Source organism: Pseudonocardia sp. UM4_GMWB1 (genome assembly GCF_017312155.1).
GTDB classification, from domain to species: Bacteria; Actinomycetota; Actinomycetes; order Mycobacteriales; family Pseudonocardiaceae; genus Pseudonocardia; species Pseudonocardia alni.
Genome location: NZ_QJPN01000001.1, coordinates 1,994,553 through 2,010,127, shown reverse-complemented (window position 1 = coordinate 2,010,127; position 15,575 = coordinate 1,994,553). Strand labels below are relative to the sequence as shown.

Here is a 15,575-nt window from a genome sequence, read left to right as displayed (position 1 = left end):
CCCCGCTCAGGAGCGGCGGCCTCCCGGGCGGGGAAGGACCAGCGGGGTCCCGGTGAGCGGGTCCGGCATCACCAGCGCGTCCACCCCGAACACCGAGGAGACGAGCTCCTCGGTCACGACGGCGGACGGCACCCCCTCCGCGACGATCCGCCCGTCGCGCACGGCGATCAGATGGTCGGCGTAGCGGGCGGCGAGCTCCAGGTCGTGCAGCACCATCACGACGGTGCGGCCCTGCTCGGCGTTGACCGCGCGCAGCAGGTCGAGCACATCGAGCTGGTGGGCGAGGTCGAGGAAGGTGGTCGGCTCGTCGAGCAGCATCGTCCCGGGCCCCTGGGCCAGGACCAGCGCGATCCAGGCCCGCTGCCGCTGCCCGCCGGAGAGCTCGGCGACCGGCCGGTCGGCCAGCCCGGTCAGGCCGGTCGCCGCGAGCGCCCCGGAGACAGCGGCCTCGTCCTCGGCCGACCACTGCCGGAACCAGCGCTGGTGGGGATGGCGCCCGCGTCCGACGAGGTCGGCGACGCTGATGCCGTCCGGGGTCGTCGGCTGCTGCGGGAGCACCCCGAGCCGGCGGGCCAGGTCGGTCGCCGGGAGCCGCGCGATCTCGGCGCCGTCGAGCAGGACACGTCCCGCGGCGGGACGCAGCAGACCGGCGAGCCCCCGCAGCAGGGTGGACTTGCCCGAGGCGTTGGGCCCGACGATCACGGTGATCCGCGACGCCGGGACGGTCACGGACTGGTCGTCGATCACGACCTGCCCCGGGTGGTGGCCGAGGGTCAGCCGTTCACCGGACAGGGTCATCCGCTCGCTCCGATCCGGTTGGCGCGCACCAGCAGCGCGATGAGTACGGGTGCCCCGACGACGGCGGTGACGACCCCGACCGGCAGCTCCCGCGGCGCGAACACGGTCCGGGCCGCGAGATCGGCGACGACGACCACGAGCGCGCCCGTCCCGGCCGAGGTGAGCAGGCCGGGGCTGCGCTCCCGGAGCACCCTGCGCACGATCTGCGGTGCGACCAGCGCGACGAACCCGACCGGCCCGGCCGACGCCGTCGCCAGCGCGGACAGCCCCACCGCCGCGGCCAGCATCACGGCGCGGGCCCGCCCCGCGCGGGGGGACAGCGACCTCGCCAGGTCGTCCCCCAGCTCCAGGACCTGGAGCCGGCGGGCCGCGGCGAGCACGACGGGCAGCAGCAGGCACAGCCCCGCGGCGACCGGCGCCACGTCCGGCCACGAGCGGCCGGACAGGCTGCCGACCAGCCAGACCGCCGCCGAGTAGGCCACGTTGACGTCGGCGCGGCTCAGCAGGAACGTCGCGGCCGAGCCCAGCATCGCCGCGACGCCGATCCCGACCAGCACGAGCCGGTAGCCGGAGAACCCGCCCCGCCAGGCGACCGCGTACACGGTGAGCGCGGCGAGCAGCGCACCGGTGAGCGCACCGCCGGTCACCCACGCCGCCGAGGCCCCCCACACGACGATCATCACGACGGCGCCCGCGGACGCCCCCGCGTTGATCCCGATGACGTCCGGGCTGACCAGCGGGTTGTGGGCGAGCCGCTGCAGCACGGCCCCGGCGACGCCGAAGGCCGCGCCGACCAGGACCCCGGTCAGCGCCCGCGGGAGCCGGTGGGTGACGACGAGGTCGTAGGAGATCAGGGTGCCGTTCCCGGCGAGGGTGTCGAGCACGGTCCCGAGCGGGAGCGGGTACTCCCCGACCGTGACCGCGACCAGCCCGACGGCCACCCCCGCCGTCCACGTCGCGAGGCCCAGGACCAGGCCACGGACGCCGATCCGGGCCGACACCGGCCCGCGGCGCAGGACCAGGGTCGCGCTCACAGGGCCGCCACCCTCCGGGTCCGGACCAGGTACAGGAACGCGGGCCCGCCGAGCAGGGCCGCGGTCACCCCGAGGTGGACCTCCTCGGGGGCGATGACGACCCGGCCGACGACGTCGGCGAGCAGCGCGACGCCGGCCGCGAGCAGCGCCGACAGCGGCAGCACCCACCGGTGGGCGGCGCCGACCAGCGCCCGCGCCGCGTGCGGGGCGACGAGCCCGAGGAACACGACCGGCCCGGCCAGCGCGGTCGCCGTCCCCGCCAGGACGACGACGGCGACGAGACCGGCCACCCGCGTCGGGCCGGGACGGGCGCCGAGGCCGCGCGCGGCGTCCTCCCCCAGCGCCACGGCGTCGAGGCGCCGGACCAGTGCGACCGCCAGCACGACCCCCACCAGGGCGAACGGCAGCGCCTGGCCGACGGTGGGCAGGTCCGCCCGGGCCAGCGACCCGATCACCCAGTACCGGTAGCGGGCGAACAGGTCCCGGTCGAGCAGCACGAACGCCGAGGTGATGGCCGTGAGCAGCGCGGAGACCGCGGCACCGGCCAGCGCGAGCTTGACCGGTGTCACGCCGTCGCGGCCCGACCCGCCGATCGCGTACACGGCCACCGCGGCGCACGCCCCGCCGAGGAAGCCGAACCACACGTACCCGGTGAGCGACCCGACCCCGGCGGTCATCGTCGCGATCATCGCCGCCGCCGCGCCGGCGTTGATCCCGAGCGTGTCCGGGCCGGCGAGCGGGTTGCGGGTGATGCCCTGGGCCACCGCGCCGGCGAGCCCGAGGCAGGCTCCCGCGAGCAGACCGCACAGGGTGCGGGGCAGCCGGACGTGCCGGACGACGAAGTCGGTCCGGCTCCCGGTGAAGTGCAGCAGGCCGGTCGACAGCTCGGACCAGGTCAGTGGCCGGGCCCCGACCTTCATCGACAGCACCGTGGCCACGAGGACGACGGCCACCGCGCCGGGCAGCGCCCAGGGCGCGGCGGACCGGGCCCGGACCGCGGACGCCGGGCTCACTCCGGATGGACGAGGTCGGCGACCCGCTCCGCCGCGTAGGGCCCCCGGATGCCGGCGGCACGGTCGGCGAACAGGAACGGGTACACGCGTCCCTCGCGGACCGCCGTGCTCCCGGCGAGCGCGGGGTCGGCCCGGATCTGCGCCACGTCGGCCTCGCCGTCGGCGACGGTGGTGGTGGCGTCGCAGCAGGTCGAGGTCAGGATGACGTCCGGGTCCCGGGCGATCAGCTCCTCCTTGGACACCGCGACGTGCCGGCGCTCGGTGAGGTCGCCGAAGGCGTTCTCGGCACCGGCCATCTCGAGGACCCGGGTGCCGAAGTCGATGCCCGAGGCGACCCGGTAGCTGCCGTCGTCGTCGTCGAGCAGGATCGCGACGCGGGGCCGCGGCGCCCCCGCCACCCGCTCCTGCACCGCGGTGACCTTGGCCTGCAGCTCGCCGACCAGCTCCTCGGACCGTTCCCCGGCGCCGAGGACCCGGCCGAGCGAGCGCAGGTCGGCGTAGACCGTCTCCATCGACACCTGTCCCGGGTCGATGGCCTCGTCGGACAGCCCGTCCGCCGACGGGCACAGCGGTGCGTTGACCCAGGTCCGGACGCCCAGCGCCGCCAGGTCGGCCCGGGTGCTGATCGACTCGTCCCCGGTGGTAGCGAACACGTTGTTGTAGCCGGCGAGCACGAAGTCCGGCTCCGCCGCGAGCAGTGCCTCGCGCTGGGGCAGGCCCTGGGTGTAGGGCTTTCCCTGCTGTGCCGCGGCGTACGGCTCGACGACCTGCGCGTCGAGGAACGCGGTGCCCACCAGCCGGTCGGCCAGTCCCAGGGCGTGGACGGTCTCGATCGCGGGCTGGTAGAGCGCGTAGATGCGCTCGGGCGGCGCCGGGACCGTCACCTCGATCCCGCAGTTGACCTCGGTGACGGCGCCGGCCGCGTCCGGCGCGGCCGCCGGGGCGGGCGGCCCGCCGCAGGCGGACAGGGCGAGCACCGCGGCGGACAGGACGGCGACCGGCAGGACCCGGCGGGGGACGGACATCGCAGCTCCTCGTCGGTCGGCGACAGCCGAAAGTTGACGAACTGTTCATATGTCACGGTGTGGTGCGGGCGCCACCGTTCCCGGATGTCCGGAACATCACTCCTGTCCGCCTGCGGTCAGCCGCTGACCCGCGGGTGGACGTCGGTGGGCCAATTGTCGTCCGACGCCCCGCGCGCCTCCTGCCGGGTCGTCCCGTCCCGCGCCGGGCCGGTGGACGCGGCGTCGGCGTCGGCGTACTGCTCCCGGATCGCCTCCTGCGCCGACTCCGGCAGCTCGTGCAGCATCGCCTGGACCCGCTCACGGCGGCGGTGCACCGCCTGCCGGTCCGGCATCCCGGTCGAGGCCACGAGCTGCGGCTTCATCTCGGGACGCCCTTCCAGCTCACCGCCGGCCTCCTCCATCTCCCGGGCGGCCTGGGCGGCGTCCTTCTCCTCGGACATCCCGATCGGCCCCTCGCGACGCCCGTTCAGGAACTGCGCCACGACCGGCTCGTCGGAGGTCAGCAGCACCTCCCGCGGACCGAACATCGACAGGTGCTTGCGGTACAGCAGCCCGATGTTGTCCGGGACCGTCTGCGCCGAGTTGATGTCGTGGGTGACGATCAGGAACGTCGAGTCCGTCATCGCGTTCAGATCGATGATCAGCTGGTTCAGGTACGCCGTACGCACCGGGTCCAGACCCGAGTCCGGCTCGTCGAACAGAATGATCTTCGGATCCAGCACCAACGCCCGCGCCAGCCCCGCCCGCTTACGCATACCGCCCGAGATCTCACCCGGCAGCTTGCCCTCGGCACCGACCAGACCGACCATGTCGATCTTCTCCATGACGATGTCGCGGATCGCCGACTCCGACTTACGCGTGTGCTCCCGCAACGGGAACGCGATGTTGTCGAACAGGTTCATCGACCCGAACAACGCACCGTCCTGGAACAACACCCCGAACAGCTTCCGGATCTCGTACAGCTCGGACTCCGAGCACTTGCACAGGTCGACGCCCTCGATCACGATCGACCCCCGCTCCGGCTTGAGCAGCCCGATCAGGGACTTCAGGAACACCGACTTACCGGTACCCGACGGTCCGAGCAGCACCGACACCTCGCCCGCGGGCAGCGTCAGGGTCACGTCCGACCAGATGTTGGCCCGACCGAAGGACTTCGTCAGCCCCTCGACCTTCACCTCGACACCCGTCATGGGGTCACGTCTCCTTCTCGCCTAGAAGTTGCGCAGGTCGGACACGAGCCACCGGCCGTCGACCCGCTGGACCGTCACCTCGGCGCGGCCCGCGGTGGTGCGCGGCGGCTCGCCGGTGCGGGCGGCCTCCTGCGTGAAGTAGAGCAGGGCGGTGACCCGGTCGGCGTCGGCGGACACCACGCCGGCCCGGGTGACGACGGTCCGTGTCCCCACCCCGCGGTCCAGGGCCGGTCGGACGACGGAGTCGAGCACCGAGTCGAACTGGCGTCCGAAGTCGCCGGTGACCAGGCCGCGGGCGCGTGCGACGTCGGTGTCCTTCGACGCCGGCTGGTAGCTGAGGACCTGCTCGACACCGGTGCGGGCCGCCGCCAGTCCGTCCACCCGGGCCTGTTCGGTCTGCTGCGCCGGCCGGACGACGGCGGCGTACAGCACCGCCGCGGCCACGAGCAGCAGCACGGAGACCACCGTCGTCGTCCACAGCAGCGTCCGGCGACGCCGGGTCAGGCCGCGCCGGACGCTGCCGAGCGCGGCGCGCAGGCGGGCACCGCGGCCGGGCCCGGTCCCGGTGGTGTCCCCACCGGCGTCCGCGGCGGGGGGCGTGGCGGGGGGCGTGGCGGGCCCGGGGTCGGTCACCGCGACCGCACCGGCGCGGTCCGTGCCGGTCTCGTCGTCGTGCGTCACGGGGCCACCTCCACGGTCGACACCTTCCACGCCCCGTCCTCGTGCCGCAGCCCGAGGAGCAGCCGGAAGTCGCGCGGGGCGCCGTCGGGGACCTCGGTGTTGCGGACCGTGGTGCTGGCGCTGACCAGCACGGTCGCCGTGTCGGCGTCGATGTGCTCGATGCCCACCGCGTCGATCCCTCCCTCGGCCCTGACCTTCCCCTGCGCCAGGATGGCCCCGAACACCTCCGAGAAGCGGCCCAGTTCGGTCCGGAACGGGTCGGTCGCGACGGCGAGCATGTTGTCGACGTTGCCCTTGGCGTTGTCGGCGTCGATGCCGATGAAGTCCCGCACGACCTGCGACGCGACGGCGGTCGCCTCGTCCCGGTCGGCGACGGTGCCGGCGGTGCCCCGCCACGCCAGCACCGACAGGACCGCCGCGGCGACTGCGACGACCAGCAGGAGCGCGACGGCCACCAGGGCGAGCCGACCGCGCCGTCGCGGGCCGTCCGCGGGTGCGGACCCGTCCGGCTCCGCACCGGCCGGGCCGGTGCCAGCGGGCGCGGTGTCCGCCGTGTCGGGGTCCGCCGTGTCGGGGTCCGCCGTGTCGGGGTCCGCCGTGTCGGGGTCCGCCGTGTCGGGGTCCGCCGTGTCGGGGTCCGCCGTGTCGGGGTCCGCCGTGTCGGGGTTCGCCGTGTCGGGGTCCGCCGTGTCGGGGTCCGCTGTGTCGGGGTCGGTCGCCGTGTCGGTCACACCTGGTCCAGTCCGGCGATCAGCCATCGGCCGTCCACCTCCCGCATCGTGAGCGTCGCCTGGACGGTGTCCACGCGCTCGCCGGCGTTCGTCGTCGTGCTCTGGTTCAGGAACACCAGCACCTGGGCGTCGGACCCGGACCAGCCGACCCAGCCGGCGCCGACGACCCGGGCGATCGTCCGCGCACCGAGCCGTTCCGCGTTGGGCCGGACCTTCTCGTCGAACAGACGCCGGTAGTCGTCGTGGAAGTTCCCGGTCGTGGTGTCGTCGACGACGGTGGACGCCGCGTCGAGCTTTCGTCCGTCGTAGGACAGCAGGGTCTGGGCGCCGGCCGTGGCCGCGGCCAGGACGTCGTCGCGGGTGCGCTGGTCGTCCGACCGCGCGACGAGCAGCCACGCGCACACCCCGGCGGCGACGGCGAGCAGCGCGATCACCACGAGCAGCGCCACCACGAGGCCCCGTCGCGAGCGCGGCCGCGCCCCCGGGCCCGGGGTGTCCGCGGCGTCGGTGTCCGGCGCGCCCGCGGTGTCCGTGCCCGTCGTGTCCGCGCCGGTCACGGGACGAACTCCAGCCTCGACACCAGCCATCGTCCGTCCTCCTGCTCGACCGTCATCCGCATCCGGTACTGGCGGGGCTCGCCGTCGGGGACCTGCGCGTTGTGCACCGTGGAGTCGGCGGACACCAGCACGACCGCGCGGCCCGGTCCGCGTTCGGCGACGCCGGCCGCGGACACCTCACCGGTCGAGCTCACCTTCGCGTCGCGGATGGTCCCGGCGAAGGTCCCGGACCGGCTGCCCAGCTGCTCGTGGAACTCCCCCGTCGTCCCGTCCTCCAGCCGGCGCAGCGTCGCGTCCGCGGTGTCCGGGGCGATGGTGAGCAGGTCGGTCGCGGTCTGCCTGGCCGCGACCAGTGCCGGTTCGTCGTCGCCGGTCCCGCCGGCGAGACGGACGGCCAGCACCGTGACCAGCGCGGCGAGCAGGAGCGCGACCACGCCCAGCCCGATCGGCAGGGCGAGCGACCGCGGCGGCAGCCGGAACCGGGGGCGGCTCATCCCTCCACCCCCAGCGGGTCGAGCACGATGGCCTGCCACCCGCGGTTCGACGACCGGACCCTGTTCCCGTCGACGATCGGGGTGTTGCTGCCGGGGGCGAGGAAGACGCCGTCCAGCGACGCGGCGTCGGAGGGGGTGTAGCCCTCCTCCCCCGGCGCGAACGGCTGGTTCTCCTCCGGGTTCGTGTTCCCGTCACCGGTGGTCGGCAGGTTCCCGGGCCGCAACGGGTTGTCCGCGACGCGGTCGGACTGGGTGCCCGCCACGTCCAGCATGGTCGCGACCGCGGCCTCGCGGGCGGCGGCCGCCTCCTCCGGGCTCTGGAACCGGAACCCGCACGACGCGGCGTCGGGGCCGCGGCCGTCGGGGATCGGCGAGCCCGGCGGGCAGAGGTAGGCCTTCCCGCCGCGGGCCGCCTTGAGCGGGTCCGGGTCGGTGCAGCGCACCCCGGTGCCCGGGCGGGCCGGTGTCACGTCGGTCGGCGGCCGCCGGTCGACGATGAACCCGTTGACACAGGGCGCCGGGTCGTTCACCTGCGTCTGCAGGTTGATCATGATCGTGCCCGGGACGGGCGAGCCGCTGACCGCGCCGATCGAGGCGTCGAAGGTCGACGGCAGCAGGGTCAGCGTCTGCTCCAGGTGCGGGACGTAGACGCGGGCGACCTCGCCGACCGAGGTCAGGTTGTTCAGCAGGTCCGGGAGCGGGTCCCCGATCTGCTTCACGAACCCGGCCACCTCGTCGAGCGCCGGCGGGAAGCGGTCGAGGGTGCCGCGCAGCGCGGGTTCGGCCTCGGTCAGCCGCCCGGTGAACGACGCCAGGTTCGCGACGTAGGTGCGGATGTCGCCGGAGGTCGCGTTCTGGGTGGCGAGGACCGGGTCGAGGTCGTCGATCAGCCGCACCGTCGGGTCGAGGTTGGCGGTCGCCTCCCGGGTCAGCAGGTCGAAGGAGTCGATCAGGCGGCCGAGGTCCTCGCCGCCACCGGCGAACGCCTCACCGAGCTCACCGACCGTGGTGTTCAGCTTCTGCCCCGGCACCGACGCGGCGAGCGCGTTGGCCTGCGAGAGCAGCTCCCCCGTCGTCGTCGGGAGGGAGACCTGCTGCACCGGGACGACCGCGCCGTCGGTCAGGAACGGGCCACCCGTCGTGCGCGGCTCGAAGTTGATGTACTGCTCGCCGACCGCGGAGATGCTGCGGACCTCGACCGCGGAGTCCACCGGGATCGGGTGGTCGTCGAGCACCTGGATGTCGGCCTCGACACCGTCGCGGGTCAGCCGCACCGCGTCGACCTGGCCGACGGTCACCCCGCGCAGGCTCACCACGCCGTTGACGTAGAGGCCCGCGCCGGCGGGGAGCTGGACGGTGACCGCGTTCCGCCCGATGCCCAGCATCCGCGGGACGTTGAGGTAGGTGACCGCGCCCCAGCCGACGGCGATCGCGGCGATCACCAGGAAGGCGACCAGCTTGCGTGCGGTCGTGCGGGTGATCCGCACCGACGAGGCCCTCATCGGCCACCTCCCAGGAGTCCGCCGAGGATGCCGTCGGACCCGGACCCGTCCGGCGGGTCCGCGGGCCGGTCGGCGCCCGGTAGCGGCAGCACGCCGTCGAGCGGCTTCGTCAGGTCCTGGAACGGGGCCAGTGGCGCCGTCAGGGCCGGCGGCGCGCCCAGCGGCGGGACGGCCAGCACGCCGGGCCCGTCGGGGCCGGGCAGCTGGAAGCCGTCGAGCAGGTTGCGCCGCAGGACCTCCGGGGTGAGGTCCAGGGTCAGGAACAGGTTGCCGTAGTCGCCCTTGAACATCCCCGGGAACGCGGTCGACGCCGGGAACGGGAAGGTGAGCAGCAGCTCGATGCCCTGGGTGAGGTCGGTGCCCGCGTCGGCCAGCCGGGCGACGGCGGGCCGGATCTGCCGCAGGTTCGCCAGCAGGTCCTCCTTGGACCGGTCGGACAGCGTCCCGACCGCGGAGTCGAGCCGCTGCACCTGCTCCAGGGTGCGGACCAGGTTCTCCCGGTCCTCGTTGAGCACCTTCAGTGCCCCGGGGATCGTGTCGATGCCGCGGGCGAGGGTGGCGTTGTCGGCGTTCAGCGTGCCGCCGAGCCGGTTCACCGCGTCGAGGGCGCGGACGATGTCGTCGCGCTGGGCGTCGAGCCCGCCGACGAACCGCTCCAGGTTCCCCACGAGGGAGCGCAGGTCGTCCTGGCGACCGTCGAACACCCGGTTGAGCTCGGTGGTGATCGTGCGGACCTGCTGCAGCCCGCTGCCGTTGAGCACGACCGACAGCGCGCCGAGGAGCTCCTCGGTCTCGGGGTAGCGCCCGGACCGGTCGAGCCCGATCACGGCGCCGTCGGTGAGGCGGCCCTCGGGGGCGGCCCCGTCCGGCGGGGCCAGCTCCAGGTACTCGGCGCCGAGCAGGCTCTTCTGCGCGACCCGGGCGACGGCGTTGGCCGGCAGCACGGCGGCCTTGTCCAGGCTGACGGTGAGGACCGCCTTCCAGTCCTTCACCTCGGTGCGCACGACCGACCCGACGGGCACGTCGGCGACCATGACCTCCGCGTTCGGGACGAGGTTCGCGACCTGCTCCATCTCCACGGTGACCTGGTAGGCGTCCGGCCCCGTCCCGGCACGCAGCGGGAGGGGCAGCTCGCCCAGGCTGGAGAACCCGCAGGCACTCGTCGCGACGGCGACGGTGGCCAGGGCCGCCACCACCCGGGCGGTGCGCGCGGCTCGGCGCGTCATCAGTTGCCTCCCAGCGACGGGACGGACGGGAGCGCCGGGGCCGACGGGTCGCCGTACTGCAGCGGGTTGACCGCCACCGGCGGCGAGTCGACCCGGGCGAGGTCGAGCAGCGGGCCCAGGCCCGCCCGGCAGGCGTAGGCCGCGGCCGGGTCGGCCTCGCGGGACGGCGCGACGGCGGCCGCCGCGTCGCAGACGAACGCGGCCGGGCTGCGCAGGTTGGTCACGGCGACGTTCGCGGTGACCGCGCCGGTCTTCTCGTCGATGAAATTGGCGAAGTTCGACACCAGGAACGGCGCCTTCTGCAGGAGGTCGCCCAGCGCCTGCCGGTTCTGCGACACGGTGCGGACGACGTCGTCGGCCTTGCGCAGGTCCTCGGTGAGCTGGTCGCGGTTGTCGGCGACGAAGCGCTGCACGACGGGCGCGGCCCGGTCGAGACTCTCCAGCACCCTGGCCAGCGCGTCGCGGTTGTCGGCGAGGATCCCCGACACGTCCGCGAGCTGGCTCTGGAAGCGCTGGACCTGGGCGTCGGCGTCCTTGAGCGCGGTGACGAAGGTCTGCAGGTTCCGGACGGTGGCGAAGATGTCCTCGCGTCCGTTCGCCAGCGTCGACGCCGCGTCGGAGAGCCTCCGGATGGTGTCGCGGATCAGCGGGCCCTGACCCTGCAGGTTCGCCGAGGTCGTGTCGAGGAGCCGGTTCAGCGCACCCTCGGTCTCGGCGGACTGCGGCGCGAGCGCCTTCGCCAGCCCGGCGACCTCGGTCTTGATCCGGTCGAACTCGACCGGGGCGACCGTGCGCTCGCGGGGGATCTCGGCGTCGTCGGCGAGCTGCGGGCCGCCGTCGTAGGGCGGTCCGAGCTGCACGTACCGGACTCCCACCAGTGTCGGGGAGATGATCGCCGCGGTCGCGTCGGCCGGGAGCGGGAGGTCGGCGTCGTAGCTCATGACGACCTTCACCGCGTCCGGCCGCGGCTCCACCGAGTCGATGGTGCCGACCTGCACGCCGAGGACGCGGACCTCGTCGTGCGGGTAGAGGTTCACGGTCTGGTCGAAGTACGCGGTGACGGTGCGGGTACCGGGGCTCGCCAGGGCCCAGACGGCCGCACCGGCCGCGACGACGAGGACCACCACGAGCAGCAGCACGCGGTTGCGGGTCACGAGGGCCATCAGTTCCCGCCTCCCTGCGGGGTACCCGGTGCCGGGCCGACGGCCGGGGAGACCGGGGTCAGCTGGTCGAGCACCGAGGGCAGGTTCTGCTGGGCCAGGTTCGTCGGCACCAGGTTCGGCACGAGGGCGAAGAACCACGGTCCGCTGGAGATCGCCTCGCCGAGGCTGCCGGCGTAGGTGTCCAGGCCGGTGATCGCGGCGGCGAGGTTGCGGTCGTTGGCCCGCAGCAGGTCGAGGGTCTTCTCCAGCTCGTCGAGCATCGGGCGCAGCTGCTGCTGGTTGTCGCGGGCGAGCCCCTCGATCTCCTGGACGGCGCCCGTGACGTTCAGCAGCAGCGATCGGATCACCTCGCGACGGGCCCGCAGCTCCTCGAGCAGCAGGTTCCCGTCCGAGACGAGCGTGGTGACGGAGCTGCTCCGCTCGGCGAGGACGCCGGAGACGCTCGCGGTGTGCGAGAGCAGCTCCCGCAGCTCCGCGTCCCGCGAGGAGATCGTCTGGGACAGCCTGCCCAGCCCCTCCAGCGCCGAGCGCAGCTCCGGCGGGGTGTCGGCGAAGGTGTCGGCCACGGTGTTCAGGGACTCCGCGACGCGGGGGACGTCGAGGTCCTCGGTCTTGCGGGTGAGGGTGTCCAGCAGCTCCTGGACGTCGTAGGGCGCGGACGTCCGGTCGAGCGGGATCTGCGCCCCGTCGTCCAGCCGTCCCGGCCCCGACGGGCGGACCTCGAGGAACTTCGCGCCGAGCACCGTCGCCGTCTTGATCGACGCGCCGGTGGACTCGCCGAGGGTGCTGCCGTCGAAGACGGTGAACCCGACGTCGACGGTCTTGCCGGCGAGCTCGACGGAGTCGACCTTGCCGACGACGACGCCGGCCAGCCGGACCTCGTCGCCGGTCTTGAGGCCCGCGGCCTCGGAGAACAGCGCGGAGTAGGTGCCGGAGGTGAGCTGGCGGTAGAGGTAGCCGGAGTTCAGCGCGATGGCGGTCGCGACCACCGCGATCACCAGCGCGACGGCCCCGATCCTGAAGAGGTTCATCTCCTCGACGCGGCGGCGGGTCAGAACTGGCATCTCGCCTCCTGGCTCGCGATGGTGTCGGTCATGATCGGCGGGCCGACCCCGGGGTCGAGGCGGACCTGCACGCCGCAGAGGTAGAACTGGAAGCCCTGCTGGTAGATCCCGGCGCGGCCGAGCAGCTGGTAGTAGCCGGGCAGCTGCTGGAAGTAGACGTTGAGCCGGTCGGAGTCGTCGTTGACCAGCCGGGTCAGGCGGTCGAGCTCGTGCACGGTGCCGGCGACGTCGGGCCGGGCCTCGCGGACCAGGCTCTCGACGGTGCCGGCCAGGTGGTCGGCGCGCTCCAGCGACCGCCCGATCGAGCCGCGGTCGGCGGCGAGCCCGCTGACCAGCGTCTGCAGCTGGGTGACCAGCTCGTGCACGTTGTCCTTGCGCGCGTCGAGCGTGCCGAGCACACCGTTGAGGTTGGTGACGACCTCGCCGATGACGCGGTCGCGGTCGGCCAGGGTGCCGGTCAGCGTGCCGATCTGGCCGAGCAGCGTGCGGACGGAGCCGCCCTGCCCCTGCAGCACCGAGATCAGCGACTCGGCGAGCTGGTTGACCTGCGCCGGCTGGAGGCCCTCGAACAGCGGGGTGAAGCCGTTGTAGAGCTCGTCGAGGTCGATCGCGGGCCGGGTCCGGGACGCCGGGATCACGCCGCCATCGGCCAGCTGCGGGGTCGGCTGTGCGCCCCGCAGCAGTTCCAGGTAGCGCTGCCCGAGCAGGTTCTTGTAGCGGACCGCGCCCTCCGACGCCTGCTCGACGGGGACGTCGGAGCGCAGCGAGAACTCGACCCGCGCGAGGTTGTCGGCACCGACGTCGACGGACTCGACACGGCCGACGGTCACGCCGGCCACCCGGACGTCGTCCTTGGCCTTCAGGCCGGAGGCGTCGACGAACTCGGCGGTGTAGCGGGCCGTCTCGCCGAACCGGACCGAGCCGTAGGCGACGACGACGAACGCCGCGCACAGGGCCGCGACCACGGCGAAGACCACGACCCGGACGAGGTTGCCCCGGATGCCGCTCATCGGCCTCCTCCTTCCGCGGTCGGGTCGGCGGGGGCGGTGAGCGCCCCGGCCGCGGCCGGGGCCCCTCCGAGTCGCTCCTGGATGGTCGGGCCGAGCTCGTCCCCGCCGACCAGGACCGCGATCGGGGTGTCGCGGACCTGCACCGGCGCGTCGCGGGTGTCCAGACGCGGAGAGCCGTCGGGGTAGGAGGCGTGCCGCGGGAACGTGCCCGGTGCGGGGATCCCGCTGCCGCAGTTGGGCCGGTCGATGCCGAGGGACGGCGCGTTCTCGGGGGTGTAGCCCTGCTCGCCCGGCTGGAACGTGGTGAGCGAGCGCAGGCCCGGCTGGGCGCCGCCGAAGGTGGGCAGCAGCAGTTTCTGCAGGTAGTTGAGGCTGTCGAAGGTGCAGGGGAAGGTCGGCGCGTAGCGGCCGAGCACCTCGGTGGTCGGGCGGAGCGTCTCCAGGGTCCGGTCGAGGCCGTCGGTGTTGGCCTCCAGCACCCCGGAGACATCGGTCGCGAACATCGACAGCGACGCGAGCGTGGCGTCGATCCCCGCCTGCTTCTCGACGATGGTGCCGCCGGTGGTCGTGACGTTGCGGACCACGTCGAGCAGCTGCGGGCCGACGTCGGCGTAGGTGTCGAGCACCGGGGCCGCGGCCTGCAGGTCGCGCTGCAGTGCGGGCAGCGACGGGTTGATCCGCTCCAGGTACCGGTTGAACGACACCAGCGTGGCGCCGAGCTTGTCGCCGCGGCCGTTGAGCGAGGTCGACAGGGCGCCCAGCGCGGTGTTGACCTTCGCCGGGTCGATCGTGGTGAGCAGCCGGTTCAGGTTGTCGAAGACGAGGTTGGCCTCGGTCTGCACCGCGGCGGCCGGGACGACGGCACCGGCGGCCAGGGTCGTCGTCGACGGCGAGGCCGGCGGGACGAGGTCGACGTACTTGGGACCGAACACCGTCGGCGAGATGATCTGCGCGGTCACGTCGCCCGGGATGAGGTCCAGCTGGGACGGGTCGATCGCGAGGCTGACCACCGCGCCGCCGTTCCCGTCCGGCTCGACGGCCGAGACGCGCCCGACCCGCACGTCGCGCAGCGCGACGTCGGCGTCGGGCTGCATCAGCAGACCGGCCCGGTCGGTGCGGACGGTGGCGGGTACACCCGGGGTGAAGACGTCCAGGTAGGACGCCACCACGAGCGCGGCGCACAGCAGCAGCACCCCGATTGCGGCGAGGCCGCGGACCTCGTGCCGTGTCTCCGCCCCGCTCATCGGGACAGGTGGAGGGTCTCGGGGTCCGCGTAGAGCAGGACCGCGGTCACCAGCGCCGTCACCATGACCGCGATCAGCGACAGCCGGACCGCGCGCCCGACCGCGGCGCCCACGCCGGCGGGGCCGCCGGAGGCCGTGAAGCCGTAGAAGGCGTGGATCGACATCACCACGAAGGCGATCAGGGTGACCTGCAGGACCGAGGTGAGCACGTCGGTCGGGACCAGGAAGGTGGAGAAGTAGTGGTCGTAGGTGCCGACCGACTGGCCGTAGCCGAGCACCACGATCAGCTGGGTGGTGGCGAAGCAGGCGATCAGGGCCAGCGCGTAGAGCGGGACGATCGCGATCGTGCCGGCCAGGATCCGGGTCGTGACCAGGTAGGGCACGGCGGGGACCGCCATGACCTCGATCGCGTCGATCTCCTCGCTGATCCGCTGGGCGCCGATCTCGGCGGTGAACGCGGCACCGATCGTGGAGACCAGGGCGACCCCGCCGATCAGCGGGGCGGCCAGCCGGATGTTGATGTAGCTGGCGAGGAAGCCGGTCAGGGCGTCGGTGCCGACGGCGTTCAGGGCCTCGTAGCCCTGGAGGCCGACGATCGCGCCGGCGCTCGCGGTCAGGATCGACACGACGACGACGCTGCCGCCGATCAGGACCAGCGCGCCGGTGCCGAAGCTGATGGCGGTGAGCTGGCGCAGCACCTCGCCGAGGTAGCGGCGGACCACGACCGGGATGCCGGCGTAGGCCTTCAGGTAGAACTCGACCTGCTCGCCGACGACGCGCAGGCCGGCCCGGGGGCGGTCCACGGCGCGCCGCAGGGCGGAGCCTTCGGATGTGTTCACGAGC

The 15,575-nt window shown here is 73.8% G+C and carries 16 protein-coding genes; all 16 read right to left on the bottom strand.

The window, feature by feature from the left end:
- Positions 1 to 6: 6 nt before the first annotated feature.
- Positions 7 to 798: an ABC transporter ATP-binding protein gene (locus DMP15_RS09780; protein ID WP_337825722.1), complete on the bottom strand. Its 792-nt coding sequence runs from the start codon at positions 796 to 798 to the stop codon at positions 7 to 9.
- Positions 795 to 1,832 carry a FecCD family ABC transporter permease gene (locus DMP15_RS09775; RefSeq protein ID WP_337825721.1) on the bottom strand — a complete coding sequence of 346 codons (1,038 nt, stop codon included), beginning with the start codon at positions 1,830 to 1,832 and terminating at the stop codon, positions 795 to 797. Before DMP15_RS09775 ends, DMP15_RS09780 begins: the two co-directional genes overlap by 4 nt.
- Positions 1,829 to 2,845, bottom strand: coding sequence for a FecCD family ABC transporter permease (locus tag DMP15_RS09770; RefSeq protein WP_337825720.1), 1,017 nt, complete (start codon positions 2,843 to 2,845; stop codon positions 1,829 to 1,831). The genes DMP15_RS09775 and DMP15_RS09770 overlap by 4 nt, the downstream gene beginning before the upstream one ends.
- On the bottom strand, positions 2,842 to 3,870 hold the full coding sequence (locus DMP15_RS09765; RefSeq protein WP_337825719.1) for an ABC transporter substrate-binding protein: 1,029 nt from the start codon (positions 3,868 to 3,870) through the stop codon (positions 2,842 to 2,844). The genes DMP15_RS09770 and DMP15_RS09765 overlap by 4 nt, the downstream gene beginning before the upstream one ends.
- A gap of 116 nt (positions 3,871 to 3,986) precedes the next feature.
- Complete coding sequence (locus DMP15_RS09760; protein ID WP_337825718.1) at positions 3,987 to 5,060, bottom strand: ABC transporter ATP-binding protein; 1,074 nt, start codon at positions 5,058 to 5,060, stop codon at positions 3,987 to 3,989.
- A gap of 21 nt (positions 5,061 to 5,081) precedes the next feature.
- Positions 5,082 to 5,741 (bottom strand): hypothetical protein, encoded by a 660-nt coding sequence (locus tag DMP15_RS09755; RefSeq protein WP_337825717.1) that lies wholly within the window; start codon positions 5,739 to 5,741, stop codon positions 5,082 to 5,084.
- Positions 5,738 to 6,472 (bottom strand): hypothetical protein, encoded by a 735-nt coding sequence (locus tag DMP15_RS09750; RefSeq protein WP_337825716.1) that lies wholly within the window; start codon positions 6,470 to 6,472, stop codon positions 5,738 to 5,740. Before DMP15_RS09750 ends, DMP15_RS09755 begins: the two co-directional genes overlap by 4 nt.
- Positions 6,469 to 7,029: a hypothetical protein gene (locus DMP15_RS09745; protein WP_226366541.1), complete on the bottom strand. Its 561-nt coding sequence runs from the start codon at positions 7,027 to 7,029 to the stop codon at positions 6,469 to 6,471. Before DMP15_RS09745 ends, DMP15_RS09750 begins: the two co-directional genes overlap by 4 nt.
- On the bottom strand, positions 7,026 to 7,523 hold the full coding sequence (locus DMP15_RS09740) for a hypothetical protein (protein ID WP_337825715.1): 498 nt from the start codon (positions 7,521 to 7,523) through the stop codon (positions 7,026 to 7,028). Before DMP15_RS09740 ends, DMP15_RS09745 begins: the two co-directional genes overlap by 4 nt.
- Complete coding sequence (locus tag DMP15_RS09735; protein WP_337825714.1) at positions 7,520 to 9,025, bottom strand: MCE family protein; 1,506 nt, start codon at positions 9,023 to 9,025, stop codon at positions 7,520 to 7,522. The genes DMP15_RS09740 and DMP15_RS09735 overlap by 4 nt, the downstream gene beginning before the upstream one ends.
- On the bottom strand, positions 9,022 to 10,251 hold the full coding sequence (locus tag DMP15_RS09730) for an MCE family protein (RefSeq protein WP_226350405.1): 1,230 nt from the start codon (positions 10,249 to 10,251) through the stop codon (positions 9,022 to 9,024). The genes DMP15_RS09735 and DMP15_RS09730 overlap by 4 nt, the downstream gene beginning before the upstream one ends.
- Positions 10,251 to 11,414 carry an MCE family protein gene (locus DMP15_RS09725; protein ID WP_337825713.1) on the bottom strand — a complete coding sequence of 388 codons (1,164 nt, stop codon included), beginning with the start codon at positions 11,412 to 11,414 and terminating at the stop codon, positions 10,251 to 10,253. Before DMP15_RS09725 ends, DMP15_RS09730 begins: the two co-directional genes overlap by 1 nt.
- A complete protein-coding gene (locus DMP15_RS09720; protein WP_337825712.1) occupies positions 11,414 to 12,478 on the bottom strand; it encodes an MCE family protein in 1,065 nt (354 codons plus the stop codon). Before DMP15_RS09720 ends, DMP15_RS09725 begins: the two co-directional genes overlap by 1 nt.
- On the bottom strand, positions 12,466 to 13,488 hold the full coding sequence (locus DMP15_RS09715) for an MCE family protein (RefSeq protein ID WP_062396827.1): 1,023 nt from the start codon (positions 13,486 to 13,488) through the stop codon (positions 12,466 to 12,468). Before DMP15_RS09715 ends, DMP15_RS09720 begins: the two co-directional genes overlap by 13 nt.
- A complete protein-coding gene (locus DMP15_RS09710) occupies positions 13,485 to 14,732 on the bottom strand; it encodes an MCE family protein (RefSeq protein WP_337825711.1) in 1,248 nt (415 codons plus the stop codon). The genes DMP15_RS09715 and DMP15_RS09710 overlap by 4 nt, the downstream gene beginning before the upstream one ends.
- Positions 14,729 to 15,571, bottom strand: a complete 843-nt coding sequence (locus tag DMP15_RS09705; RefSeq protein ID WP_208823342.1) for an ABC transporter permease — start codon at positions 15,569 to 15,571, stop codon at positions 14,729 to 14,731. The genes DMP15_RS09710 and DMP15_RS09705 overlap by 4 nt, the downstream gene beginning before the upstream one ends.
- Positions 15,572 to 15,575 lie beyond the last annotated feature (4 nt).

Bases quoted from the DNA above. Each gene is read 5' to 3' on its own strand.
- DMP15_RS09780 (WP_337825722.1), bottom strand. From the start codon at position 798: ATGACCCTGTCCGGTGAACGGCTGACCCTCGGCCACCACCCGGGGCAG.
- DMP15_RS09765 (WP_337825719.1), bottom strand. From the start codon at position 3,870: ATGTCCGTCCCCCGCCGGGTCCTGCCGGTCGCCGTCCTGTCCGCCGCG.
- DMP15_RS09760 (WP_337825718.1), bottom strand. From the start codon at position 5,060: ATGACGGGTGTCGAGGTGAAGGTCGAGGGGCTGACGAAGTCCTTCGGT.
- DMP15_RS09740 (WP_337825715.1), bottom strand. From the start codon at position 7,523: ATGAGCCGCCCCCGGTTCCGGCTGCCGCCGCGGTCGCTCGCCCTGCCG.
- DMP15_RS09735 (WP_337825714.1), bottom strand. From the start codon at position 9,025: ATGAGGGCCTCGTCGGTGCGGATCACCCGCACGACCGCACGCAAGCTG.
- DMP15_RS09730 (WP_226350405.1), bottom strand. From the start codon at position 10,251: ATGACGCGCCGAGCCGCGCGCACCGCCCGGGTGGTGGCGGCCCTGGCC.
- DMP15_RS09725 (WP_337825713.1), bottom strand. From the start codon at position 11,414: ATGGCCCTCGTGACCCGCAACCGCGTGCTGCTGCTCGTGGTGGTCCTC.
- DMP15_RS09720 (WP_337825712.1), bottom strand. From the start codon at position 12,478: ATGCCAGTTCTGACCCGCCGCCGCGTCGAGGAGATGAACCTCTTCAGG.
- DMP15_RS09715 (WP_062396827.1), bottom strand. From the start codon at position 13,488: ATGAGCGGCATCCGGGGCAACCTCGTCCGGGTCGTGGTCTTCGCCGTG.
- DMP15_RS09710 (WP_337825711.1), bottom strand. From the start codon at position 14,732: ATGAGCGGGGCGGAGACACGGCACGAGGTCCGCGGCCTCGCCGCAATC.